Here is a 17,743-nt window from a genome sequence, read left to right as displayed (position 1 = left end):
CCTAGCTTCCATACGAGTCGTGCAGATTTCGCCCTTGTGGCAATCCCTTCAAAGATTAAAGCCCCGGCTGGCGGATTTGCCCGAGCACATCTGTAATTGCAGAATGATTATTGCAAGCTACATACACTGGTTCTTTACATGAATTGCCAATTTCCGTAACTACAGGGTGACAATGCCAAGTGAAAGACTCGGGATCTCGTTCTATTTCTGCTAGCGTAATGCTGCCATATGCGCTTGAGAATGCTCTTTCCGTCCTGGGAGAAGGGCCAAAGAAGGCGGTACTGTTTACGCTTGAAGAAAAATACGGCCTTTCGATAAAATCAAGGACTCTGACCCTCGAGAGCGTCACGGCCGCCATCAACGACCTGTTTGGCCCCGACGGCGGCCACCTATTGCTTGAGCACATGTGGCTGGAACTCGAAGCACTCGCAGAAGATGAAAATAAAAGACATGTAACCGGCCCAAGATCACCAGTCAGAGAACTAACCCCAGACCAAAAATTCAACAGCCACATTTCATCGGTCTTTATTGGTTTTATTTCTGAAATGCTCGGCCCCGATGTTTACACGTGGATAGAAAGCAAGTTGAGGATGCAGGATACAACGCTCAAGAATGCTTACTTTGACGCTGACAAGATTGCGCCTGTGCTCTGGACGGCGTTTAGCTCTGCAGGCGGATTTCTCCTGAGCAACCTGGTTCGCCAGGTATCAGTATCCTTGGGAATTCAACCTGTCGCCTACAGGCAAGATGTCAGTTTGAAAGCACTGCTAGACGACATGAAAAAGCGCTCGGGCTTTAATTGAGAAATCGATTGAGAGCGAGCAGCCCTTCAGCCATATCGGATTGTTTGTGCAGTGCACTACTTTGCAATGCTCCATGCTTAAGATACTGCATTGAGCCCCATGAGCATGAAAGGGCCCGACAAGAGTGTGAGGATAGCCGCAGTTCGGTCGGGCTTGGAAAAGATGCTAGGGCAGGAAGGAGCCGACCTGGTTTTCAAGACCCTGAAGCTGGTATATCACATGGACGAGGACGAAATTCTTTCTGACCCGGAAAGGTTTGAGGGAACCCTGAGAAGGATGCTCGGAGTTTCGGCGGACGCCATATTCAAAGAGCTGTCAAGATCATCGGGAAAAAAATGACAACGCCTAACCTCTTCATGGATTAAAGAATCATCTTTCTTCTATCCCGCGTGCCACAGTTGGCCACCCGTTTTAAGACGACGCCGTTGCCAAGGCTTCCGACACCCGATGAACTTCTTGCCTCGCTAGAAGCATCCGCATTGCGACAGTCGCTGCTGTTTGCGCTGCCGGTACATTTACTGTCTGGAACTTGAGAAGTGCACCCTGATCCGCAGACTAGCGCGAAAATAACTGGCCTGTACCCCAAGGTACTGACGCAGTTCTGGAAAGTCTTTTATTCTGCCCCAGTAACCTTGGCTGGTGCCCAAGCAGAACCTCTTTGCCGACGAGCAACGCATGAAGCTTTTGCGCGACGCGGCCCTCTTTTCTGATTCAGAGCACGCGAGGTTTCAGTCCGTCAGGGCTCTTGCCCGGTTTGGCAAGGACGCTGTTCCCTACCTTGCCGAGGTAGCAGATTCTGCAAGCTCGTTTGGATTCAAAAAATACTGTACTGACGCGCTTGACAGGATAGAGCGAACCCAGCGACCTTCTTTATCCGTACCGGTAACTCCGGCTTGGCACAGTCCGGCAGAATGACAGAGAACGATGCTTTCCAGACATGAAAATCGCCCTGTCGTTTATAAGTTGAAAAAATATCCCTTGGCTCATGCGAAACCTGCAGTCCAAGCGCAAAAAGATTCAGATTATCGGGTCCGGTGCCGGAGCAGCGGTTGCATTATTTCTGGTAATTGCCACTTTCTCATTTCACTTCTCTCAATCAGCCGCAGCCCAGGCGGGCGGCAACGCCTCTGCATTTACTTCGGCCGATATTGACTTTGCCTCAAATGTGGAGCTTGTAAAGGCGCACCTTTCGCAGGCAGTAGCTGACAAAAAGCAGGGCGATTCTGGACTGGCGACCAGCCAGGTGTCCGAAGCGCTGACGGAACGGTATTCCGCGATACTTGAGCCCAGAATACAGGCAGTCGATTCCGGCTTGAACTCCACGCTAATGCAGGGTCTGGCCAACCTTGCAGGTGCGGTGAATAGCTCCAGCCTTGAAGAGTTTAGCTCAAGCGTCCAGAAAATCAGCTATCAGCTCGACTCTGCGCGCTTGAAGGTTTTGCCTCCTGGCGTTTCTTCTGATGCCCGCTTTAATGCGAGCGTGTCTTCGGGCATTGTTTCAAAGGCAAGTGGCGAGTACAAGGAGGCAGTGACGGCGGCCGGACACATAGGCGAGCAGTTTGAATACCGGAACGCCAGGGCATTTGCAGAGAGTGCCGAGGCAGTTTTCAACAGTACGTCGTTTGCTGGAAATAGCAGCGTGAGCGCTCTGTTTTCAAAGCTCAAGTCAGACATGGCCAGCGTCGGCGATCCGAGTCTGGTCGGCGCGGATGCAGGTGCCCTCGCGCAGGCCTTGAACAATCTTGCAGGCAATGGCGTGCAAGGTGCGACTAACCCGGACGAAGCGACCGTCGGATATGTTGAAAAAACCCGGGCGGCTCTCGACGACGCGCTCAAAGCATACAGGGCAGGAAACTTTACGGCCGCAGACTCGCTGGTGACCACCGGCTATCTTGATAATTTTGAAAACGTAGAGCCGGTACTCGTACAGAAAGGGGCGCAGGGCCTCAAGAATCAGACAGAGCAGATGATAAGGGTCCAGCTTAGGCAGATGATAAGCGACAGGGTGCCGGCCGACCAGTTTGCCGCAAAGATAAGTGCAGTTGACGCAAACCTTGACCGCATAGTGACCGTGGTGCCCGAGTTTCCCTTGGGCATAACGGCTGCTCTAGCAGGGCCGGCCATTTTTGCAGTCATCGCATTCTCCAGGCGCAGCGCCACATCAAGGTCTTTGTGAGCAACGGCAGACTTTACAGAACCAAGCTCGCGATAATGTTATTAATTGCGCTGCGTTGACGTCGAGTCGTGCCCGGGGTTCTGGACAGGCGCCCTGAGCATACGCTGCTGAAAAATCATAGTGAATTCGCGCGGCTCTTTGTCCTAGAGGCGAATTGCATAGGAATTAAAAATCATGGATTCAGCCCTTCCCCGATGGAACAATTCTCAAGTTCGTCAGTTGGACGATCTTGTCCAAAGCAATCTGGTTTAGAGCAGTATGGACGGAAGGGCTTCTTGCGATCCACAAGGCGGGTAGACAGGGCAAATGGCAGGTCGTAAATGCAGCGTCTGCGGAACACACCACGGAAACCTTGCAGAAAGGTTCTGCAGCTGGTGCCTTTCTGAGGATCCCAAGGAGCTAAGGAACCACCACAGTGGCCGGGTTTATGCGATCTGGCGCCGGGACCGGGACGGCCGGAGAATCTGCAGGGAGTGCTACGAGGTTCTGCTGACCCGAGAAAAGGCTGCGGGCATTGTGCACGTCGGCAGGAAGAAGCGCCTCTATGAGACCATCCACCAGATGAAGGAGGTGCTTTTTGTCAAGCCCGAGCACACCATTGCAAACCAGATAGAGCACCTGATGCACCCTTCGGAAAAAAGGCCCGAAGAGGAGCACAAGCCGAGAGCTGCTCGCAAAAGCTACGACACCGTAGACGGGCCTTCCGCAATCGCGCAGGGCTAGGCAAAAATCCCCTCTTTTTTGTTTTCACGCACCAAACCTTAGATCTTATAAGATCGCCTAGGCCTACCCTAGGCACTCTCACATGCCACTCAAAGAAGGCTCCAAGAACGTGCCTCTGAGGCCGGCTCTCGTCCTCAGGCTGGCAGAACGCTGGAACGAGACCAAGAAAGTCGTGCCAAACACCAGCCAAGAATTCGGCGGCTATGTAAACGAGCTTTTGACAGAAGTCCTGGACAAGGATGACATGGTAAGAAAGATGGCGCCGCATCTCTCGCTTTCCGCCGTAAGCCCTGCCATGCTTTTCATAAGGGACCAGCGCAGTGGCCGGACCGCCGAGGTTTACCTTCACGACCAGCAGCTGTACTGCGACCTTGACCGGTCAAAGACGTGCGAGCATGTGCAGTTTGCGTTTGCAATACCAGAAGTCGCCAAGCTCCAGCTGAAAAAGCCGCGGGGCTGAGGCTACAGGTACCGCGATATGACGGCCGCGGCTCTGGCAGCGCCGTCGGGCCTTGCCTGCGCGCCGCGCGGGCTGGAAATCTTTTCCGTGATAAGCTCCTCAAGCCGGTAGATGTCCTCGTACTTGAAGCCAAGGCGCGCCGCGCCGTCTTCCTGCTCAAAATGCCCCTTGATTGGAATGAAAATGCCCGGCGTCCCGTATGCGATCGACTCGTCCATGGTTGACCTGCCTGCAAGCGAGACTACAAGGTCGGCTGCAAGGACAAGCTCGTGAAGGTTGTCGACAAAGCCCAGGTCGCGATAGTCCCCCGGTGCGAGCTTGAGCGACGGGCCGGAAACCACGACAAGGTCAGAGTCGAGCTCGCCGAGTCTCTTGTGAGCTGCTGCGGCCTGCTCTATGAGGTACCTGCCGGCATCCGTCCCTCCGATGCTCACAAGGATTGTCTTTTTTGTAAAGCCGAATTTCTTGCGCAGCTCTTCGCGGCTGGCGCTAGCCTGCCTCACTATCGGTCCGACGTGGACCAGGTTGTTCACGTCGCGCCCCAGGTCCGGGATAATCACCGAGTCGCAGCGGCCGATAAGCTCCTGCATCGCCCTGTTCATCTTCTTTTCAAGTATCGATGCGGCGCCTTTTGTAAAGTGCGTCTCCAAGATGTCGGTGACAAGCACGCTCTTGCGTCCTGCCTCCTGCGCGACTCCAATCGATGCAAAGTCCTCGTCGCTTACCACCAGCGCGTCAGAGCCGTCAAGAATCCGGCCCGCAATTTCCCTGCATTTCCGGTAATACGAGTAATAGCTCATGAGCCACCTGAAGGAATTTTGCAGCCTGCCAGACTCCACCTCGAACTTGTTTGGCAGATACACGTCCTCCGCAGGGTAGCCGTGGTTTTCAATCATCCTTGCGGCCGGCCCGCCGCTGACAAAATGCACCTTGCATGACAGCTCGCGGGCAATCGCGATGCTGCGCGTCGCGTGGCCAAGGCCGATTGGGCTGACAAAAAACATCACTTGCTCTGACAATGGCGCGATTGCCTGCTCTTGGGAAGTAGAGATATGCTTTGCCGCCCGGTCAAAAAAATATATCGAGCGCAGCCAGCTGCTAGGTTCATGAAGAGAATCGAAGCCGTAATCAGGTCGGAAAAGCTGGACTCGACTGTCACTGCGCTCCAAAAGATAGGCATACCTGCTACAATCTATGAGGCAAAGGGAGTGGGCAAGGGCGAGAAATACACGATCAAGTACGGACTAGGCACAGGCAGTGCCAAGATGCTCTACTCCGACAGAAAGGCCGTTGTGACCGTAGTCGACGACGCCAGGCTCAAGGAGGCTGTAGACGTGATAAGGGACGCCGCGGCTGGTCCTTCCTCGACTGGAATAATCTTTGTGTCGGCTGTCGACGAGGCAATTGCATTCTAGGGAATTGGCGGCGCAAAATGCAGTGCCACTCTTTGCAATGCTAGGCGCTCTTATAGATGCGCGCCAGCAATCGCCTTGAAATGAGAACAAACATAGTTTTTGGGGCGCTTTTGGGAGGCGCTGCCTGCATCTTTCTTGCATTTGGAGTGCTGGCGAGCATGGCGCCTCACAGTGCGGCTTTTCAGTATAACGGGACAAGGACGCTTTCAGTTACAGGCGTCTCTAGCAGCAGGGCGTCTCCTGACCAACTGAGCATTTCCTTTGCTGTTGAAAGCCAGGAAAAAACGGCGTCTGCTGCAATTCGGGCAAACGCCGAGAACACGAGCATGGTAATCGCTGCCCTGGAGCAGGCCGGGGTCAAAGAGTCTGAGATAAGCACGTCGCAGTACAGCGTTTATCCGGTCTATGACTATGTGAAAGGAGCCGATGACTGCCTCAAGTACAGCGGCCCGGCATACTGCCCTCCGGCTCTAAAGCAGGTGTTGTCAGGCTACAAGGCGGTCAACTCGATAGTGGTTGAAAGCCCCCGGCTCGACCGGGTCGGGCAATGGATCGACGCTGCAGGTCAGGCCGGCGTCAGCAGAATTGACTCGCTGTACTTTTCCGTTTCAGACCAGAGGCAGGATCAGATAAGAAATGAGCTGATTTCAGAGGCTATTGCGAACGCGCAGGCAAAGGCCCAGGCTGCGCTTGCGCCGCTTGGAATGAGCGTCACAGACGTGCAGAGCATAGAGATCGACGGCTATCCGGTCGTGTACTCTAAGGTGGGATTTCAGTACTCCTCCGGAGCCGGTCCCACGACGCCTATAATACCTGGCAGCCAGGACGTTTCTGCAAGCGTGCATGTGACCTTTGAAATTGGCGGCTCTTCCGAAAGTGCGCATGCTTCAAATGCGACGGCATCCGCGTCTGCCGGCGGCAGCTTCTCCGTTGCCCTCGACTCAAACCCGACGACCGGCTATTCGTGGCAGGTAAAGAGGATTGACGGTTCAATGGCCAGGTTGGTTCTGGACGAGTACATGCCCGCGACCTCGAGCGCGCTGGGAGCCGGCGGCAAGCAGGTACTGACGTTCCAGGCGCTAAAGCAGGGCACCACCACCATCGAGCTGCAGTACGTCCGGCCGTGGGAACCCGACAATCCTGTCAGAACCTATTCCATCAATGTTATAGTGGGGCCCTAACGCATCAAGGCGTATTGCCAAAGCTCTGTCCATAGTGTCTGGGCAACGGGCTGGAAGCCGGCGCGGCTTTTGGACTCGGCACATTTCGCCAGATGCATGGCCTGCGGCGGAAAAGGCTGGCTCCCTGAAGATTTGCGCTAGCATAAATCACAGCTTTGGCAGATCTCCAAACCCCTCAAAATCCGCTTGGTCAAGGCCACTTCCCTGCATGACAAAGGCCGGCTGTACCGGGCCTATCGACAGGCTGGCGCGCTTTTTCCCAATCTTTTCGCCTATCTTTAGCGCGATTAGCGTTGGCGCAAACCCAATCGCGACGCAGATGATTGCTTCAAGTGTTTCCATGCCTTACCAGTGCCCGGGGAGCGGAATAAGGCCTGCTAGCAATTCCGTCGTAACCATAGGCAAGGGTTTTGACAACTAATAGCCGGATGATACCTCTAGTCAACCGGCCACGCGCCGGGCGTTATCAGCTCCACCAGGTTGTTCGCCGGGTCTCGGAAATAAATCGACCTTGCGCTTCCCCATGTCAGCTCGCGCTCTATCTTGACTTCGCTTTGCAAAAGCATTTCCTTTGCCGCCTCGTATTCTCCGTCGGGTATCTCAAAGGCCAGGTGGATCTCTGACGGGGCTGATGCGCCATGCGGCGGAAACTTTGGGTGGCTTCTTGTCGCCTCGGGGTTGAAGATAAGGAGCATGCTCTGGCCGGCGCGCAGAAAAACGCTTCTTCCCGGCTCGCCGGAAATAAACTCCAGGCCGAGAGCCTGGGTGTAAAAGTCCTTCATGGCGTGCAGGTCGGTGTGATAGACGCAGGTCTCGACGATCTTTTTTACGTTCATTTACTAAAAGCTGACGTCTCCGCCGCCACCAAAGTCGCCGCCTCCCATGTCCCCGCCGCTGCCTGCGTCATAGGTGCCACCACTCATGTCTGCACCGCCGCTCGGGTCGCCTGCGAAGGCACTCTCCGTGGGCAGCATGGCCATGTCCATCATGGACATCATTGACATGAAGAACATGGCGTTCATTATGCCGGAGAACATCATCATGGGTATCCAGGCGCGGTTGCTGTCCATGTACCCCTGCAGCTGGTCGGTGTTGCCGCTGTTGTACCAGCGCTGAATCTTTTCAGCCTCTTTCTGGAGCTCCGCCTTTTTGGAGTTTAGCAGCTTGAGCCCGATATCGGTTATGCCAAGCTCTACCTTTTTTCCGCCCAGCAATCCTTTCTTCTCGGTGCGCACCGCGAGCCGCTGGGTCACAAGGTCGTCTGTTATAGACTCGACCTCTGGTTTGGAGATGTTGGTCGCGCGGGAAATCTTGTCGGGGCTCTTTAATCCTCTAGCAATCGCATCCATCACCATAAAGTGGTTCGGGCTGTCGTCAACCCTGTTCTGGGAAGACATTTTAATTAATTATGCATCGGCGGCCGATTTAAACTGTTTCCGTGTTTTCCGAGCTAGGCAAGTTCCTGCCTTAACCTCTCGATAATGGTCTCGGCAGGCCTTTTGCCAAGCATCTCTTCAAGTTTTGTCTCGATTTCCTCAAGGCTCGAGCACGGCATCGAGAAGCTCATGCCCGCTCTTTCCAGCAGGTTCACCATAACCGGTTTGTCATTGAACATCCGCTTTAGCGCGTCTTTCAATTTCATGCAGTCAGATTCTGAAGAGCAGGTGCAAGGCAAATATGCAAGCTTCTGGGGCGACTTATTTAATTAATCTGGCAGTATTCTACCGGGATCATCTAGCGCTTAAAAAAGAAAAAGAGGCCGTCTGGCCTAGTGGAACTCTAGCGTACTTGGGTCCGTGCCCCTAAAGGTCAGGTACCACGGAGCTACCAGCGGAGTCGAAGTCGAGTTGACGATAGTGCTGTACGAGTGAGTCACGACGTTGTAGCCTCGAAGCTCACCGGCAGACGTTGGCGTAAACAGCAGGTTGCCGGGGCCAAACAGGATTGCCTGCGCATATGTTCTGACGCTGTAGCCGGGCTTTTCCAGGCTAATCGAGTCAACCAGCTTGCCCTTAGAGTCAAACGCAAGCAGCCTGTCAACGTCGGTCGAGTTTGCCCTAAAGCTTGTGACCCAGAGCTTGCCGTCGTGGCCAAAGACCAGACCTTCTGGGCGGTGGAGGTTGCAGGCACAGGTGTGGCTGCTGGCAAAGATACTGAACTTGCCGGTGTGGGTATTTAGGGTCAGGATGTTTCCTGTCAGCGGGTTCTGCGTGTCATACACTGAAATGTAGAGCAGGCCGTTTGGACCAAAGACGACGCCGCGCGGGTTGAACTGATCGCCCTGTGGCTGCAAGACCGAGGTTGCGTTGTATGCCTTCAAAAATGCCCCGGAAGTCGCGTCATATGTTCTGATTAGGCCGCAGTTTTCCGGACCTGTTGGAAATCCGCAGTCTCCAAGGTCGGCTACATAGAGAACGTTGTGCGGGCCCAGCACCATTCCGCGCGGGTTAAACGGGGCTCCGAATTCTGTTGGGCTGACAAGAACGCCTTTGAACGCGCCTGTCCTGGCATCGAATTTAAGGATGGTTCCGTTGTCGGCACAAGGATAGAAACACGGACTTGCAGCAAGCAGGGTGCCGTTTACGAAAATAAGCCCGCTCACTCCGTTATTGCTTGTCGTGGCACTTGTGGCATTGGCAAACACGCCCTGATAGTCCGCAGAGACGTTTGACCGTGCAGCAGGGATAGCCTTGTTGAATAGTTTGACAGTGCCGTCGCCGACATCGCCCACAAAAAGCGACGTGTGGTCAACTGTTGGTGGCTTTGCATATGCGAGAAGCGGTGTCAGGAGCCCGATTGCCAAAAGAGCGGCAAGTGCGACTGACAACGACCTGGCACTTGAGAAATGAATCATTTCACCCGAAAAACATACAACTATTATAAAACAATAGTAGAGAGTAGCAGGGCTGAGACTCGCTGCCCAGATTCGCGAATTCTTGCACGTTGAAAGAATAAAGCTTGCTAGCGCGCAAAGCCTGTAGCAAGCCACTCGATGATAGATTGCAATCTAGGAACTGTAATATGCATGCGCTATTACGCTGGTGCTTGCACTTCCGGTTATGTCTACTGGATACATTCTGTCTGTACTGCCGCCTTCCCAGTGGTTGAACGATTCGCTGCCATAGTCTGCCACAGCTACTTGGTACTGCTCGTTGTTGTTTATGGTAAACGATGTTGGAGAAAAGCCACTTGCAATGACATTGCCGTTCTGCCATAATGTCACATAGTAGCCATTGATTTGGTTGCCTGCTGAACCAAACGTTTGTACAGATAGCTGAGATGTTGTACCGCCTGAGCCTCCTCCACTCCCACCGCTGCCACTTGACGAGCCTGTAGTGTAGACAGCAGTAAACGTTTGAGCTGAAGATGTTGCAGTAAACGTCTTGTCCCTGTTTGTCGAGCCATCAGACCAGTGGTCAAAGTGGTAGGAGCCATAGTCCTGTACTTCTATTGTGTATGACTGACCGCTGGTTGTTGAGAGGGTTGCTGGCGTAAAGCCGGAAGTCACTGCCGCGCCATTCTGATACAGTATAGTGTAGTAGCCGGCTATTGGGTTGTTTGACGAATCGACTGAATTGACAATGACGCTGGCCGACGACCCGCTGCCTCCGCTACTATTGGGAGGTACTGTTATCGTGATGGTGACTGAATGGCTCAGCGAATAGGGTCCGGAAGCAGTTATCGTTAACGGATATGTGCCCGGTGCAATGCCCGGAGAGGTTGAAATTGTCGCAGTAATCATAGCGGGGCTCCCGTATGGGCCGACGATTGCGGTACTGGACGATAGCGAAGCAGATATTCCAGGGTCCGAAGAACTGGTTGAAAGTGCCAAATTTGCCCCATAACCGTTTGTTTCGTTCACTTTGATGGACGTTGTTGCGGAGGTTCCCGCCGGCACTGTTACCGACTGCGGATTGGCTGAAATCGTAAAGTCCGGAGATGCCGACGGCGAGGTGCTGTAGACCGCAACTAGTGTAGTATCGCTGTTAAGGGAGACGGCGCGCTGCCTGTCGGCTCCGCCCGTATCAAGCCAGTGATTGAAGTAGTAGCCGCCGTAGTCTTGTACCTGTACTGTGTACATCAGGCCTGAAAGAAGCGAAAAGGCTGCAGGCGAAAAGCCAGTATCCAATAGGGCAGGAATACTCGATGGCCTGTACTCGTATACGCTTGTAAAATAGCCTGGCAGCGAATTCCCATTTGCGTCTTGAGTGATTATTGTAAGGCGAGCTTTTGCGCCGGTCACCGCGCTGTTTACCCAGTTTATGCTGAAATTGACACTGGATTTCGTTGTTTCAAAGGTCACCGGCTGGCTGTCAATGTAGACCGAGTTGCCTTCTGCCGGATATCCAAAGTTTGTGCTGATGGTGGTATTTCCGTACATCGGGATGCGTGTGGCGCATTGACCTTGCCAGAAGAGCCTGGCGCCGTTGTCGTCAAACCACAAGGAGCCCGGAGCTGGATCGCTAAATGTCACTTTATCATAATGTGCGTTGTCGTAAGCTGTTCCTGTGTCAAGTGCATGCAGCGTGAGGGCTACTGTGTACGTCTTGTCGGTGTAAACGTCCAGTGATGCCGCTGAATGCAGCGCGTCCACGGTCGTAGTTCCGTTGCTTATCTTGAGCGAAGTAATGGTTCCGTCGTATTCCCTGCCGTTTTTGTCATACGAGCTGCATCCGCCGGGGCCGGGGCCCATGGCATACGCCATCCTGCCTCCCGCAATGACAAGCAGCGACAAGAGTAAAGCGGTAATTGCAATCGCCGGTGCGCGCCCCAATTTGTATCCGGCTTCAGAAAAAACGACACACTATATACGCAATAACTGGCAGCCTTTCAGGAACAAACCGTAAATAGATTCTACGACGAGATTGTACGGAAAAAGGAAAAAGAGGGCCTAGCCCGAGCCGCAGCCGCTAAAGCCGCACTCGATGCACACGTTGCAGCCCTCCGTCACGATAAGTTTAGCACTGCAGGTAGGGCACCTGTCCTCGTCGGCAATTTCCATCATTTGCAGCGACTGCGCCCCGGCCTGCTGCTGTTGCTGAGGCTTCTTTTGAGGCTCCTGTTGTGCAGGTACCAGGGGCTTTGTCGCTATCGCCGGCCTGTCCTCCTCGACGCCGGACTCTTTGAATATCTTTTGCATCTGCTCGTGCACGTACGGCTCTTTTATCTGCGAGTTGACGTACTCGTAGACTGCCCTGCTCGGCTTGACCGTAAAGCTCTTCTCGCCGGTGTTCTTGCCGGTGATGTGCAGGACCTGCTCGTGCCGCGAGCCGTCCCTGTAAACGGTCACGCCCTTGAGCCCCAGCTCGTGCGAGAGCAGATATGAGCACTTCACGTCCTCCGCCGTCACGTCGCCGGGCATGTTTATCGTCTTGGCAATCGCGTTGCTTATCCACTTTTGCCACACTGCCTGTGCAAGAACGTGGTCGGTCCAGTGGACGTCGATGGCAGTCACGTAGATCCTCTGCATCCACTCGGGGATCTCCGGGAGGCCGCGGACAGAGCCGTAGTTGTTTGCGATCTTTGTGAGTATCTCGTCGGAGTACAGGCCGTTCTCCTTGAGCGCGTTTTCGAACACCTTGTCGGTGTAAAAGAACCTGCCCACGGTTACGCGCTTTTCATATACAAGCGCAAACACGGGCTCTACGCCGTTTGCCGTGTCGGCTATCATTGAAAGGGTGCCGGTAGGGGCGATGGTCGACGTCCATGAGTTGCGTATGCCGTTTTTCTTGATGGATTCTATCAGGGTGTCCCAGTCGTAGGTGTGGGTTTCCCTTGGGAGCTCGTAATAGCCGGCCACCGGAATCCTGCCCTTGACATAGTCCGTGTCCTTGAACATCGGGAATGGCCCGCGCGATTTGGAAATTGCCACGCTTTCTTGCATGCTGAAGTACGACACCGCCTCTGCCAGCTTGTTCATAAAGTCATAGCCCTTTTGCGAGTTGTACGGGATTTTCAGCAGGAAGAGCAGGTCCGCGATGCCCATAATGCCCAGCCCGATTCTTCTGGTGGCCTTGGTGTTCTCGTCAATCTCGGTTACCGGGTACTTGTTCATGTCAATTACGTTGTCCAGGAACCTGGTAGCCAGCCTGATTGCCTGCTCGTAGCGCTGCCAGTCAAACTCGAACATGCCGTCGGCCTTGCGCTTGACAAAGTTTGCCAGGTTGATTGAGCCCAGGTTGCACGACTCGTATGGGTAGAGAGACTGCTCGCCGCAGGGGTTTGTCGCGCGCAGCGGCCCGCCCTTGGCGGCTACAAGCGGGTTGTACTTGTTGATGTTGTCAAAGAATATCACTCCCGGCTCGGCGCTCTTCCAGGCGCTGAGCGAAATCAGGTCTATGAGCTGCTGCGCGTCGATGTGGCGCAGCGGCTCGTGGGTGCGGGGGTTTCGCAGCGTGTACTTGTGGTTGCCATCCCTGCTTACAAGCGCCTTCCAAAAGTCCTCCCAGATGCCTACGCTTACGTTAAAGTTCTCAAACACGCCCGGCTTTGTCTTGGCAGTCACAAACTTTTCAATGTCCGGGTGCCACGCCTCCAGGATGCCCATGTTCGCCCCGCGCCTCTTGCCGCCCTGTTTGACAACGTCGGTAATGGTGTCTATAATGCGCATAAACGACGTCGGGCCGGACGCCACGCCGGATGTGGACGCGACAATGTCGCCTTCCGGCCTGAGGTCAGAGTAGTTTATGCCCACGCCCCCGCCCGATTTGAATATCATTGCGGCGTCAGTCGACGACTTCATGATGCCTTCCATGTCGTCCGGCATGCTGAGCACAAAGCAGGCCGACAGCTGGCCAAGCCTGGCGCCGGCGTTCATCAGCGTCGGCGTGTTTGGCAAAAAGTCCCGCGAGACCATCAGGTTATAGTACTCCCTCACCTTCTCGCCGTATGCCGACATCTTGCCCTCCACTATGAGCCTCAGGAGTTCCTTGAAGCCGAGCTTCATCTGGCCCCTTCTGGCGCAGTCGATATAGTGGCGGATCACTGCCTCAAAGTGGTACCTGTTAAGGTAGTACTCGCCTATCTTGAGCTTGCCGTCAAAGTCGGCAATCTTGGAGTAATATCGCTCGGCCTCCGAAATATCCTGCGTGTAGCCGCCTGAAACGCTGAACACCGCCGGGTCGTGCATCACGTCGGCGACTGCCACAAGCGTAGCCACGCGCTCGAACATCTGCTTTGGCCCCTCGATAATCTCGTTGCTGTCGTCGCGCAGCAAATAGCGCGCGGCAAGCACGCGCAGCGAGTTTAGGTCAAACGCCTTGTCCACCTCATCAAGGTCCCTCTTGTTCAGAATCTTCATCTTTTCGTCGCGGACCTTGCGGCGCTCGTGCCTGTAGAGAATGTACGACTTGGCAGTGTCTGAAAGCCCCTCTTCAATCAGGACCGACTCTACCATGTCCTGCACGTCCTCTACGCTCGGAACCTGCAGCCGCTTTTCTGCTGCATACCCGTGGGCCATCAGCTTGCCCACTACTTTTGCCGCCAGCCTTTCGGCAAGCGGGTAATCGGGCTTGCCGTTTACGACAAGCGCCTTGTATACTGCGTTAGAAATTTTTGATTGTTCAAAGTCGACAATCCGGCCGTCGCGTTTTCGTATCTGTGAAATCAAGCTCTCTTTCGAGTCAACTGTAGTCAAGTGCCGCCATCCCACCGATACACAATAGGACTAATACTTATACCTTTTATGAGAAGAATAGTACATTGTTGAGTAGTGAAAATATACACCACAGTATTAGGAGTCGCACATCCGGTATAAAGTTGCACCAAGTTTACGCTGAAATCACGAAGATTTTTGCATTCGCACTGGCAGAATGCCAATCGTCATTTGCCATTGTGCCCAGGCGGCCGCCGGGATTTGCCGCCCGGTGAAAACGGCGTGCGGCGGGAAGCAATGCAGTGCAGCTGCGCCGGCAGCAAAAGTTTTCCGGCGAAATTTTGCGGCTCTAACTCTATGACCGGCGCGCAAAAAATTGCGCCGGAAAAAGCTTCTGTCAGGCTAGAACGAGGTCGTAAACCTGTGCGGCGACTTGCAGGCCTCGCAGCGCTCCAGAGATGCCTTGGATCGCCTGCCGCAGCTCGAGCACAAAACCGTCCGGCTCCGCGGCCGGATAAACGGAAGTTCCGCAGCTGGAGACGTCACGGCATCGATCGAGTTTCTGATTTCTGCAAGTGACATTTCGGTGACGTCCAGTGTCACGGTAAAACCTCCGCCAAGCAGCCTGTCGGTTGACGCGCAGTCGCGCAGCAGCGAGCCCTTGTCGGCGAGCACGTCCTTGCCCGCAAGCACGAGGCCCTGCGAGTAAGTGCCATGCTGTGCGAGCGAAACCTTGCCGAACTTGTCAGAGTCAAGGCTTGCAAACCGCGCGCTGCTGTCATCGGAGACCATTGCTATTCCGGCTGACTCCTCGCCCTCGCGCCTTGCGGCTGCGGAGGCGACCTCGGCCGCGGTCCGCAGCACCTTGTGGAGCACGTCGGCGCCATTCTGGCCGCTGTGGCCCAGGATGTCATAAACAGACTCGCGCCCTCCGGTCAGGTTTATCACGATGCTGCTGGTGCCGCGCTCAAGCGACCCCGTGCACGCTGCAATGGTCGGAAGCAGGCTCTTTTTCACATGGCCCGCTATGCCCTTGCTCCTCATTGCAAGCGCGGAAATCGCGGGCTTGATGGCGAGTGCGAGCCTTGCCCTAAAGTATGTCTCGTCCCTGTTCGAATCGTATGCGAGCCGGGGCAGGTTCAGCGAGAGGCCGTGCAGCGAAAGCGCCGGCGGCCGCTTGCCGATTAGCTTTGTGCCGGTGCTTGACCTTGGCGCGCCGTCGCCGTATGAAAATGACACCAGGCCGCCGCTCCGGACAGCCGATGCTAGATGCTCCACGCTGTCCTTCAGCTTGCCCTTGTGCGAAAGCGAAAGGCAGATGCGGGGGACGGGAGTCGAGTCGGCGTACTTGCGGTACCCGTCAAGTATGGCATTGATGTGTTTGGCGTCATGGTCTTCTAGCGACGCGGCTATGGTAAACAGCGGGGCCGCGCCCTGCCAGGACGGAGAGGCCGAGCATGCGACAAGCGCGCGGGCAAACCTGCTTGCTATTTCGTCAGCATCGCGAGTGTTCTTTAGCACAAGCGAGAGCACGCCGGACAGCACGACCTCGCTGGATGCCTCCCTGCTCAACAGCATCGCAAGCACCGGCAGGGCGGCCAGGATGTCGTCTGATGTTTTGAAAGCCGGCAGCCGCGATATGCCAAGGAACTTGCCCTTCAGGTCAAGTCCGTCCTCAAAATCGGATATGTCAAGAAACACCGTGTCCGGTACAAGACTCCATGTGCCGGGAGACGAGATGTTGATGTCGCCTCCAAGGTGGAGGTCGGCAATGTCCTTTGGCAGGGTGTCAAACACGAGATACTCTGAAAAGACAGAGCCGGCTGCCCTTGCGTAGAGCCCGTCAATGCCATTCCTCGCCGAGTCGCCGGACAGCATATCGACGATTTCAGATGGCGGGAGACCCAGGCGCGCCAGCTTGTTGCGGTATTCCTCGTGGCCGTGCTCTATCAGCACCGAGTTTACCGTCTCGCGGATAAGCGAGGAAGTAAGGTAGCTTGTCTGGAACTTGTAGATCTTGTTCTCGACCTCCTCGGTTATCTTTTGCGCCTGCTCAAGGGGAAGGTTTGCCTCCCGGACAAGCGACTGGACTATCTTGTGGGAGTTGAATTCCTCAATCGAATGGCGGCTGGTGCGGACGTACATCTTGCCGCCCTCGATTATCGAGCGCTCCTCTATCTGGCGGGCAAGGCTCAGCACGAGCTTGCCCAGGTTTGTTATCGTGTAGCGCCGCTCGGCCTTGTTCAGCCCGATCAGCATCTGCCGCAAAAGTTTTCTCAGGTGATATGCAAACTTGCCGGACTCTTTTTTTGACTTAAAGCCCGCAAGGGCCTTGAGCTCAGAGTACGTAAGCGGGCCCTTGGTGTTTAGAATCCGAAGAATGTCAATCCTGTTAGGGCTTGCCATCACGGAAAAGATCATGCGGACGCGCTTTGACGCTGATTCAAGGACGCTTCCGCCCCGGCCCCGTGACGGCGGCGCAGTAGGTGCCTCTCCGTCCCTCGGCTGCGGAAAGCCTGACGGCGCGCCCTGCTGCTGCGAAGAATAATCATAAGCCACTTGCTCCATGCCATCCCCCATATTGAGAAATTAATTAAAACTACTTTGTAAAATATGTTTAACTAAACACCTATCAAACCCTACGCGGGTAAGTTGACCTTTTGGTCAACAATCGCTGCTTACGTCTCAACCATTACCTGTTCTTGCTGCCGCTGTCCGGATGCAGCAGAGGAAGCGATGTCCGTCGGCACTTCAGGAAACTTTGACTTTGCCTCGTCCTCGAGCCTGCCTTCGATCTCGTTCAGTATTGACAGCGCCTCTGCATCCACCGGAGTCGATATCCTTCCTGCCTCGGCCTGTATGTTGGAATTTAGCAGCACTTCGGACGTCACGCTTGATACTTCTGCAAGTACGTTGCCTGCCTGAGGCATTGCCTTTGACAGCTCCGAGTGGATGCCCTTTATCATCTCGACAGTCGGATCGATGGTGTCGAGGATCGTGGCAAATTCATTGATCGTGCTGAAGCGTATGACCAGCGCCTCCAGCGCCAGCCCGGTGTGTTGAGTAGTGCGGCGGACGCGCCTTACGTTTGACAGTTCGGTAGCCAATATCTTCGCCTTTGCGTTGTTGCCCGTCTTTATGTTCGCGCATATCTGCTCAAGGTAGTACGACTCCATCGAGCCGAACTTCCTGTCTAGCATCTGCAATTTTCCCAGCTGGTTATATACCACGTTAGTTGCGGTCGCCATGTTAGAGATGAACTGCTGCCGCTTTTCCACCATCTACCAGCACCGCTAACCTAAGATGCTTTCAGGTTAAGCGCCAAAGTTAACATACCTGCACCAAAAGCTTTGCCGCAAGCTAGCTTACGCCGGCGCTTGTTGTAGAATGT

Annotated in this window: 18 protein-coding genes; 8 read left to right on the top strand and 10 right to left on the bottom strand. The window is 54.7% G+C overall.

Annotated elements, in window-relative coordinates; all coding sequences use genetic code 11:
- Positions 1–179 precede the first annotated feature (179 nt).
- The 6 genes from ABI361_09045 to ABI361_09020 all read left to right on the top strand — a co-directional run bounded on the left by ABI361_09045 (position 180) and on the right by ABI361_09020 (position 4,162).
- Entirely contained in the window at positions 180–803 is a 624-nt protein-coding gene (locus ABI361_09045) for a hypothetical protein (GenBank protein MEO9320805.1), read from the top strand.
- Between the two features lie 105 nt (positions 804–908).
- Entirely contained in the window at positions 909–1,142 is a 234-nt protein-coding gene (locus tag ABI361_09040; GenBank protein ID MEO9320804.1) for a hypothetical protein, read from the top strand.
- A 300-nt stretch (positions 1,143–1,442) separates the two neighbouring features.
- On the top strand, positions 1,443–1,718 hold the full coding sequence (locus ABI361_09035; GenBank protein ID MEO9320803.1) for a hypothetical protein: 276 nt from the start codon (positions 1,443–1,445) through the stop codon (positions 1,716–1,718).
- A gap of 70 nt (positions 1,719–1,788) precedes the next feature.
- Positions 1,789–2,979, top strand: a complete 1,191-nt coding sequence (locus ABI361_09030; GenBank protein MEO9320802.1) for a hypothetical protein — start codon at positions 1,789–1,791, stop codon at positions 2,977–2,979.
- Between the two features lie 306 nt (positions 2,980–3,285).
- Positions 3,286–3,702: a hypothetical protein gene (locus ABI361_09025; GenBank protein MEO9320801.1), complete on the top strand. Its 417-nt coding sequence runs from the start codon at positions 3,286–3,288 to the stop codon at positions 3,700–3,702.
- An 82-nt stretch (positions 3,703–3,784) separates the two neighbouring features.
- Complete coding sequence (locus tag ABI361_09020) at positions 3,785–4,162, top strand: hypothetical protein (GenBank protein MEO9320800.1); 378 nt, start codon at positions 3,785–3,787, stop codon at positions 4,160–4,162.
- Positions 4,163–4,164: 2 nt separating this feature from the next.
- Here the strand turns inward: ABI361_09020 and ABI361_09015 are convergent, their stop codons facing one another.
- On the bottom strand, positions 4,165–5,181 hold the full coding sequence (locus ABI361_09015) for a glycosyltransferase (protein MEO9320799.1): 1,017 nt from the start codon (positions 5,179–5,181) through the stop codon (positions 4,165–4,167).
- 87 nt (positions 5,182–5,268) lie between these two features.
- On the opposite strand from ABI361_09015, the gene ABI361_09010 reads away from it, so the two are divergent.
- Together ABI361_09010 and ABI361_09005 are read left to right on the top strand one after the other, a co-directional pair.
- Positions 5,269–5,577 (top strand): P-II family nitrogen regulator, encoded by a 309-nt coding sequence (locus ABI361_09010; protein ID MEO9320798.1) that lies wholly within the window; start codon positions 5,269–5,271, stop codon positions 5,575–5,577.
- 80 nt (positions 5,578–5,657) lie between these two features.
- Positions 5,658–6,758, top strand: a complete 1,101-nt coding sequence (locus tag ABI361_09005) for an SIMPL domain-containing protein (protein ID MEO9320797.1) — start codon at positions 5,658–5,660, stop codon at positions 6,756–6,758.
- A gap of 147 nt (positions 6,759–6,905) precedes the next feature.
- On the opposite strand, the gene ABI361_09000 is transcribed toward ABI361_09005, so the two are convergent.
- From ABI361_09000 to ABI361_08960, 9 genes are all read right to left on the bottom strand, one after another.
- On the bottom strand, positions 6,906–7,100 hold the full coding sequence (locus ABI361_09000; protein ID MEO9320796.1) for a hypothetical protein: 195 nt from the start codon (positions 7,098–7,100) through the stop codon (positions 6,906–6,908).
- 95 nt (positions 7,101–7,195) lie between these two features.
- Positions 7,196–7,594, bottom strand: a complete 399-nt coding sequence (locus ABI361_08995; protein MEO9320795.1) for a VOC family protein — start codon at positions 7,592–7,594, stop codon at positions 7,196–7,198.
- A gap of 3 nt (positions 7,595–7,597) precedes the next feature.
- Entirely contained in the window at positions 7,598–8,155 is a 558-nt protein-coding gene (locus ABI361_08990; protein ID MEO9320794.1) for a MarR family transcriptional regulator, read from the bottom strand.
- A gap of 53 nt (positions 8,156–8,208) precedes the next feature.
- The gene (locus tag ABI361_08985) at positions 8,209–8,400 is read right to left on the bottom strand and encodes a hypothetical protein (GenBank protein ID MEO9320793.1); all 192 of its coding nucleotides are present in this window, start codon (positions 8,398–8,400) and stop codon (positions 8,209–8,211) included.
- 126 nt (positions 8,401–8,526) lie between these two features.
- Positions 8,527–9,612 carry a hypothetical protein gene (locus ABI361_08980; protein MEO9320792.1) on the bottom strand — a complete coding sequence of 362 codons (1,086 nt, stop codon included), beginning with the start codon at positions 9,610–9,612 and terminating at the stop codon, positions 8,527–8,529.
- A gap of 153 nt (positions 9,613–9,765) precedes the next feature.
- Positions 9,766–11,532, bottom strand: a complete 1,767-nt coding sequence (locus ABI361_08975; protein MEO9320791.1) for a hypothetical protein — start codon at positions 11,530–11,532, stop codon at positions 9,766–9,768.
- A gap of 117 nt (positions 11,533–11,649) precedes the next feature.
- Complete coding sequence (locus ABI361_08970) at positions 11,650–14,394, bottom strand: adenosylcobalamin-dependent ribonucleoside-diphosphate reductase (GenBank protein MEO9320790.1); 2,745 nt, start codon at positions 14,392–14,394, stop codon at positions 11,650–11,652.
- A 360-nt stretch (positions 14,395–14,754) separates the two neighbouring features.
- Entirely contained in the window at positions 14,755–16,920 is a 2,166-nt protein-coding gene (gene nrdD, locus ABI361_08965; protein MEO9320789.1) for an anaerobic ribonucleoside-triphosphate reductase, read from the bottom strand.
- Positions 16,921–17,030: 110 nt separating this feature from the next.
- Positions 17,031–17,633 (bottom strand): hypothetical protein, encoded by a 603-nt coding sequence (locus tag ABI361_08960; GenBank protein ID MEO9320788.1) that lies wholly within the window; start codon positions 17,631–17,633, stop codon positions 17,031–17,033.
- Positions 17,634–17,743: the final 110 nt, after the last annotated feature.

Origin of the sequence: Nitrososphaera sp., assembly GCA_039938515.1 — an archaeon.
In the GTDB taxonomy this organism is placed as follows: domain Archaea; phylum Thermoproteota; class Nitrososphaeria; order Nitrososphaerales; family Nitrososphaeraceae; genus Nitrososphaera.
The sequence above is the reverse complement of the archived record's forward strand: the minus strand, read 5'-3'. Positions and strand labels throughout refer to the sequence as shown.